This window comes from Acidimicrobiales bacterium (assembly GCA_036399815.1).
In the GTDB taxonomy this organism is placed as follows: domain Bacteria; phylum Actinomycetota; class Acidimicrobiia; order Acidimicrobiales; family DASWMK01; genus DASWMK01.
On sequence record DASWMK010000267.1, the window covers coordinates 1 to 5,777 of the forward strand.

Annotated in this window: 8 protein-coding genes; all 8 read right to left on the bottom strand. The window is 77.4% G+C overall.

The features are described 5' to 3' along the window. A partial coding sequence (locus VGB14_20255) for a sensor histidine kinase (GenBank protein HEX9995266.1) occupies nucleotides 1-698 on the bottom strand: 698 nt, incomplete at its 3' end. Next, nucleotides 695-1,525, bottom strand: coding sequence for an MEDS domain-containing protein (locus VGB14_20260; GenBank protein ID HEX9995267.1), 831 nt, complete (start codon nucleotides 1,523-1,525; stop codon nucleotides 695-697). The genes VGB14_20260 and VGB14_20255, both read right to left, overlap by 4 nt. A 72-nt stretch (nucleotides 1,526-1,597) precedes the next feature. Next, complete coding sequence (locus VGB14_20265) at nucleotides 1,598-2,101, bottom strand: methylated-DNA--[protein]-cysteine S-methyltransferase (GenBank protein ID HEX9995268.1); 504 nt, start codon at nucleotides 2,099-2,101, stop codon at nucleotides 1,598-1,600. A gap of 70 nt (nucleotides 2,102-2,171) precedes the next feature. Continuing rightward, the gene (locus VGB14_20270) at nucleotides 2,172-3,011 is read right to left on the bottom strand and encodes a PhzF family phenazine biosynthesis protein (protein HEX9995269.1); all 840 of its coding nucleotides are present in this window, start codon (nucleotides 3,009-3,011) and stop codon (nucleotides 2,172-2,174) included. 53 nt (nucleotides 3,012-3,064) lie between these two features. Next, nucleotides 3,065-4,165 (bottom strand): crosslink repair DNA glycosylase YcaQ family protein, encoded by a 1,101-nt coding sequence (locus VGB14_20275; GenBank protein ID HEX9995270.1) that lies wholly within the window; start codon nucleotides 4,163-4,165, stop codon nucleotides 3,065-3,067. Further along, entirely contained in the window at nucleotides 4,162-4,737 is a 576-nt protein-coding gene (locus VGB14_20280) for a dienelactone hydrolase family protein (GenBank protein HEX9995271.1), read from the bottom strand. The genes VGB14_20275 and VGB14_20280 overlap by 4 nt, the downstream gene beginning before the upstream one ends. A 10-nt stretch (nucleotides 4,738-4,747) precedes the next feature. Next, nucleotides 4,748-5,215: a VOC family protein gene (locus VGB14_20285; GenBank protein HEX9995272.1), complete on the bottom strand. Its 468-nt coding sequence runs from the start codon at nucleotides 5,213-5,215 to the stop codon at nucleotides 4,748-4,750. Between the two features lie 23 nt (nucleotides 5,216-5,238). Further along, a partial coding sequence (locus tag VGB14_20290) for a phosphotransferase (protein HEX9995273.1) occupies nucleotides 5,239-5,777 on the bottom strand: 539 nt, incomplete at its 5' end.

Sequence of the window (5,777 nt, forward strand, 5' to 3'; positions counted from 1 at the left end):
CCGTGCACGAGCGCGTTGGTGACGACCTCGGTGACGGCGAGGGACAGGCCGTCGAGGGCCCGCGCCGACAGGCCCGTGGTCGCGGCCAGCGCCTGCACGCCGCGCCGGGCGGCGGGAGGGGACGGGTCGGCCAGGTGCAGGCCCGGCGGGGTCTGCTCGACCGGGTCGACGTCCTCCCGGCCCCGCTCGGCGAGGAACTCCGCCGGGTCGGTGTAGTCGGGGTTCGGCTCGGGCGACCCGTCGGGGCCGGCGACGTGGGGGTGGGTGCGGGCGACGTCGGCCAGCACCCGCCCGGTCGCGGCGCGCCGGTCGTACAGGCACATGGCCCACACGGGCAGGTCGCCGGCGACGTGGTTCATCACCGCCTCGTACCGGCACCACTGGTGCCAGCTCTCCGGCGCGGGCGACGGCGCCCCGACCACCCGGACGCGGGGGGCGCCGGCGCCGAGCAGCTCGTCGTAGGTGCGGCGGTTCCGCCGCACGGCCCGGTACGGGCGGGCGTAGTGGTCGCCGTCGAGCACGGTCACCCCGTCCTCGGAGCCGAGACCGTCGAGCAGGAGCCGCCGCTCGTGGTCGTCGACGCCGAGCAGCACCGGCTCGCCGGCGGCCACGCCGGCCCGCAGGAACGGCACGACCTTGGCGACGAGCTCGTCGTCGGCGCCGAACACCACCGCGTTGTGGACGAGGGGCCCCGTCACGAGGGCACGACCTGGAGGGCGGGGACGTCGCCCCAGCCCGACTCGAGGATCAGGCTCAGGATCTCGGGCGGGTCGTGGAGCACGAGGCGGCGGCCGGGCCGGAGCCGCCCGGCCAGGCGGACGAGCGCCCTCGTGGCCCGCAGGTCGATGAAGTCGAGGTCGGCGAGGTCGAAGTGCACGTCGGCGGTGGCGGGGAGGGAGGCGAGGGCCGACTCCAGCGCGAGGTGGGCGGCGGCGTCGATCTCGCCGGTCAGCCGCCACCGGCCGGGCCCGTCGGCGTACACGGCGCCGGCCGGCCCGTGGGGGCCGTCGTTGCGGAGGGGGTGGACGAGGGCGGCGTCGTCGGTCGCCGTCCGGTGGACGACGGCGGCGTCGTACCCGCAGAGCGCGGACAGCGGGGCCCGGTCGACCAGCGCGTCGACGAGCAGCTCGAACGCCGCCAGGCGGGGCCCGTCGGCCGGGCCGGCGGCGAGGGGCGACAGGTCGACGGCCACCCGGAGGCTGCGGTAGCCGGCGGCCAGCGCCCGGTCGGACTCGGAGCGGTAGGTGGCGAGGTGGCGCTCGCCCTCGAACGCCGACCGCCGCCCGTCGGGTCGGTCGAGGGGGAGCACCCGCAGCTGCCCGGTGCGCACCATCCGGTCCCGGCCCGGCAGCCCGGCGAGGTCGTCGAGGAGGCCGGCCTCGTCCTTGCCGCCCACGTAGAGCAGGCCGTCGTGGGCCGGGGCGCCGTCGTGGAGGAAGACGGCGGCCAGGTCGCGCCAGGCCTCCTCGCCGTCGTACACCCAGCAGACGTGGTCGCCAGGGCCGTGCCCGACCGCTGCGCTCACCACGCCAGCCCGTCGCACCACCCAGACCTACCCGCCGGGGGAAACGGGAACCGGCGGCCGCCGGGGCGGCGGTCAGGCGGCGGGCAGGATCGGCCGCCCGGCCTCGAGGGCGAGGAGCCAGCGCTTGCGGTCGAGGCCGCCGCTGTAGCCGGTCAGCCGGCCGTCCGAGGCCACCACCCGGTGGCAGGGCACGACGATCGGCACCGGGTTGCGGCCGTTGGCGGCGCCGACGGCCCGCACGGCGTCGGGGTAGCCGATGCTGGCCGCCAGCTGGCCGTAGGAGACCGTCGTCCCGTAGGGCACGTCGCGCAGGGCCTGCCACACGGCCCGCTGGAAGCGGGTGCCCTCGAGGCGCACCGGCACCGAGAACGTGGTCAGCCGGCCGTCGAAGTAGGCCGCCAGCTGCTCGGTCACCTCGGCGAACGGCTCGTCTCGCCGCGGCCCGAACGTGGTCGTCGGCGGCCGGTGGGCCTGGCCCTGCATCCACAGCCCGACGAGGTCGCCGTCCTCGGCCACGAGCGTGAGCGGCCCGACGGGGCTGTCGACCACCGTGTGGACCCGCCGACTGTCGGTCATCGTCCTCCGCCTTCCTCGCCGCGCCAGCGCGGCGCAAGGTGTACCACGCCGGCGGGCCCCGCCCGGCGACCTACAGGTCCACCGTGCCCCGGATGCAGGTGACGCTGGCGCCGCCCACCCACACCCGGCCGTCGACGGCCTCGATGCGGACGACCCCCCGGCGCCCGAGGCGGGTCCCCTGGCTCACCGTGTAGGACGCCGGCGCCTCGCCGGCCCCCGTCAGCCACTGGGCCAGGCCGGCGTTCAGGCTCCCGGTGACCGGGTCCTCCCGCACGCCGGCGGGCAGCGCGAACGCCCGCACCTCGTAGCGGTGCCCGCCGCCGTCCTCGTGGTCGCCGACGACGCCGACCATCAGGTCGCGCATGAGCTCGTCGTCGGGGTCGAGGGCGAGCACGTGGCGGGCCGACGGCAGCCGGACGGCGGCCCAGCCGGGGCCGTTGTCGACCCACTGGTGGGCGACGACGTCCTCCGCCGCCACGCCGAGGGCGGCGACGACGCGCCCGAGCACCTCGTCCTCGAGCGGCCCGGTGCGGCGCAGCTCGGGGGCCGCGAAGGCCAGGCCGCCGCCCGTCCGGCGCAGCTCGACCAGCCCGATCGGGCACTCCTGCACGACGAGGTCGGCCGAGGCGGGCGAGCCACCGGCCTCCAGCCAGGCGTGGGCCGAGCCGAGCGTCGGGTGGCCGGCGAAGGGCAGCTCGCCGCTCGGCGTGAAGATGCGCAGGCCGTAGTCGGCGCCGGGCGACGACGGTGGCACCACGAACGTCGTCTCGGAGAGGTTCGTCCACGCCGCGAACCGCCGCATGGCGTCGTCGTCGAGGCCGTCGCCGTCGAGCACGACCGCCACCGGGTTCCCGAGGTACGGCTCGGCCGAGAACACGTCGACCTGGCGGAAGTCCCGTCCGCGGGTCACGAGGGGTCGCTCCGTCGCATGCCGCGAGTGTGGCGGGTGGCGGCGGCGGCCGGTCAGGCGAAGTGGACCTCGGCGAGGCCGAGCCAGGCGGCGAGCGCGTGCAGCTCGTCGTCGACGGCGCCGCGCACGGCCGGGGTGAACGGGACGTCCTCGTGCACCGCGTCGACCCGGAGCAGGGACGCCTTCCGGTCGGCGGTGGCGTCGACCTTCTTGCCGACCAGGCGGTCGCCGTGCAGCACCGGCAGCGCGAAGTACCCCCAGCGCCGCTGCGCCCTCGGCTTGTACATCTCCAGGGTGTACTCGTAGTCGAACAGCTCGGCGGCCCGCAGCCGGTCGTGGACCAGCCGGTCGAACGGCGACAGCAGCGCCGTGCGCCCCCCGAACCCGTCGGCCGTGGCGTCGGGGTCGAGCCGCCACTCCCCCGCCGTGCCCTCGACCTCGACGGGCGCGCCGGCGTCGCCGACGGCCTGCGGGCGGGCGACGCCGAGGGACCGGAGGCGACGCTCGTCCCTGGCGCGGCGGGCCTCGTCGGCCGGCACGGCCACGACGCCGGGCGGGTACACCCGCTCGGCGACGTCCCAGAGGCGCTGGCGGCCCCGCCGCCCGGCCACCGCCACCTCACCGCAGGCGGCGAGGATCTCGAGCATCTGGGTGACGTTGCGGTCGTTCGTCCACCCGCTCGACGCCCACGGCACCTCGCAGGTGTCGGGGACGTCGCGGGACTGGAGGGGGCCGGCCTCCCTGAGGCGGTCGAGCACCCGCCGGCGGAAGCCGTCGTTGGCCGCCAGCCAGTCGCGGGCCGAGGCGTACCGGGGGGCGGCCGCCATGTCGGCGAGGAACAGGCCCAGGCTCGACATCGGCCGGACCATGGCGACGGCCGGCTCGGTCGGCGCCTCCTGGGACCGGTGCTCGAACAGGGTGCGGTCGACCTCGAGCCCCCGCCGCAGCTCGGCCGGGTCGTACCGGTCGCCGAGGCGGCTCCAGGCGACGAGGTCGGCGCTCGGCGCCACCGCCGCCGTCGGGTCCAGCTGGAGCAGGGTCAGCCGGTCGACGACGGTGGCGAGGTCGGGCGGGCGCTCGGCGTCGAGGAGCTGGGCCCGGACGGCGATGCGGCGGGCCTCGTCCCGGCCGAGGCGCCGCACCCTGGTGGTCATCCCCTGGCGGCGAGGAAGTCCAGGACGCGCCGGGTCAGCAGCGAGGCGGCGTCCGGGTCGTGCGCCGGCCGGCTCGGGTCGGCGAACAGGTGCCCGTCGCCCGGGTACAGGAACAGCTCGCCGTTCGGCACGGCGTCGACCAGCTCCCTGGCCGCCTCGAGGTCGCCCTCGTCCACGAACCAGGGGTCGGCCTCCATGGCGTGGACCTGCACGGCCACCTCCGGCGGCCACGGGCCGAACTCGGAGGCGGGCACGCACGAGTGGAACAGCAGGGCGCCGCGGGCCCCTGGCCGGGTCTGCGCCAGCTTCTGGGCCGGCAGCACGCCGAGCGAGAAGCCGGCGTAGACGAGCGCCTCGGGCAGCCCGTCGGCGGCCCGCACGCCCCGCTCGACGACCTCGCCGAAGCCGATCTCCTCGGCGTGGGCCACGCCGGCCCCGAGGTCGTCGAACGTGCGGCCGTCGAACAGGTCGGGCACGTGCACGGTGTGGCCGGCCCGGCGCAGCTCCTCGGCGAAGGCGTGGACGCCGGGGGTCAGCCCGAGCGCGTGGTGGAACAGGAGGACCTCGGCCATCCGGGCCGCCTCAGCCGCCGCCCTGCTGCGCCGCCATCCGCCGCTCCATCTCCTCGGGCGACACGTCCTCGACGTGGGAGGCGACGTGCCACCGGTGGCCGAAGGGGTCCTCGAACTGGCCGGAGCGGTCGCCGTAGAACTGGTCCTGCACCGGGGAGACCTCCGTGGCCCCGGCCGCGAGGGCCCTCGCGTGCACGGCGTCCACGTCGGCCACGTACACCATCAGGGTCACCGGGGTGCCGCCGAGGGCGCGCGGGGTGGGCGGGCTCATGTCCGGGAACGAGTCGGCCAGCATGATCACCGACCCGTCGACGTCGAGCTCGGCGTGGCCGACCTTGCCGCCCGGCGCGTCCATGCGGACCCGCTCGGTCGCGCCGAGGACGTCGCAGTAGAACCGGATCGCCTCGGCGGCGCCGTCGATGCTCAGGTACGGGATGACCCTCGGGTAGTCGGAGGGGATCGGTTCGACGTTCGCCATGGCCGCGACCGTAGTGCCGGGCCTCAGCCGGCGAGGGCGGCGTCGAGCCGGCGGCGGGCGGCCTCGACGCCGGCCGGGATGGTGCGGGCGTAGTAGGGGATGAACAGCGCCGCCTGCTGCACGACCCAGCCCCTGGCCCTGGCCCAGGCGGCGTCGTCGAGCTCCGCCCCGGCCCGGAAGACCGCCCTGGCCCCGGCGGGCAGGGACCAGGCCAGCATGGCGTCGCAGGCGGGGTCGCCGGCGCCCGCCGCGCCCCAGTCGACCACCCCGGCCAGCCGGCCGCCGCGGGCGAGCACGTTGCCGGGCAGCAGGTCGCCGTGGACCCACACCGGCGGGCCCGGCCACGGACCGGCGGCCAGCGCGTCCTCCCACACGGCCACGGCCCGGCCGGTGTCGACCAGCCCGGCCAGGCCGGCGACGGCCCGGCGGACCTCGCCGTCGTGGGGCGCGAGCGGCCCGCCCCTCGGGCCGGCCGGCGGCGCGCCCGCGGCGTCGAGCCGGTGCAGGCCGGCGACGAACGCGGCGACCTCCGCGGCCAGGCCGCACCAGTCGTGCACGGCGG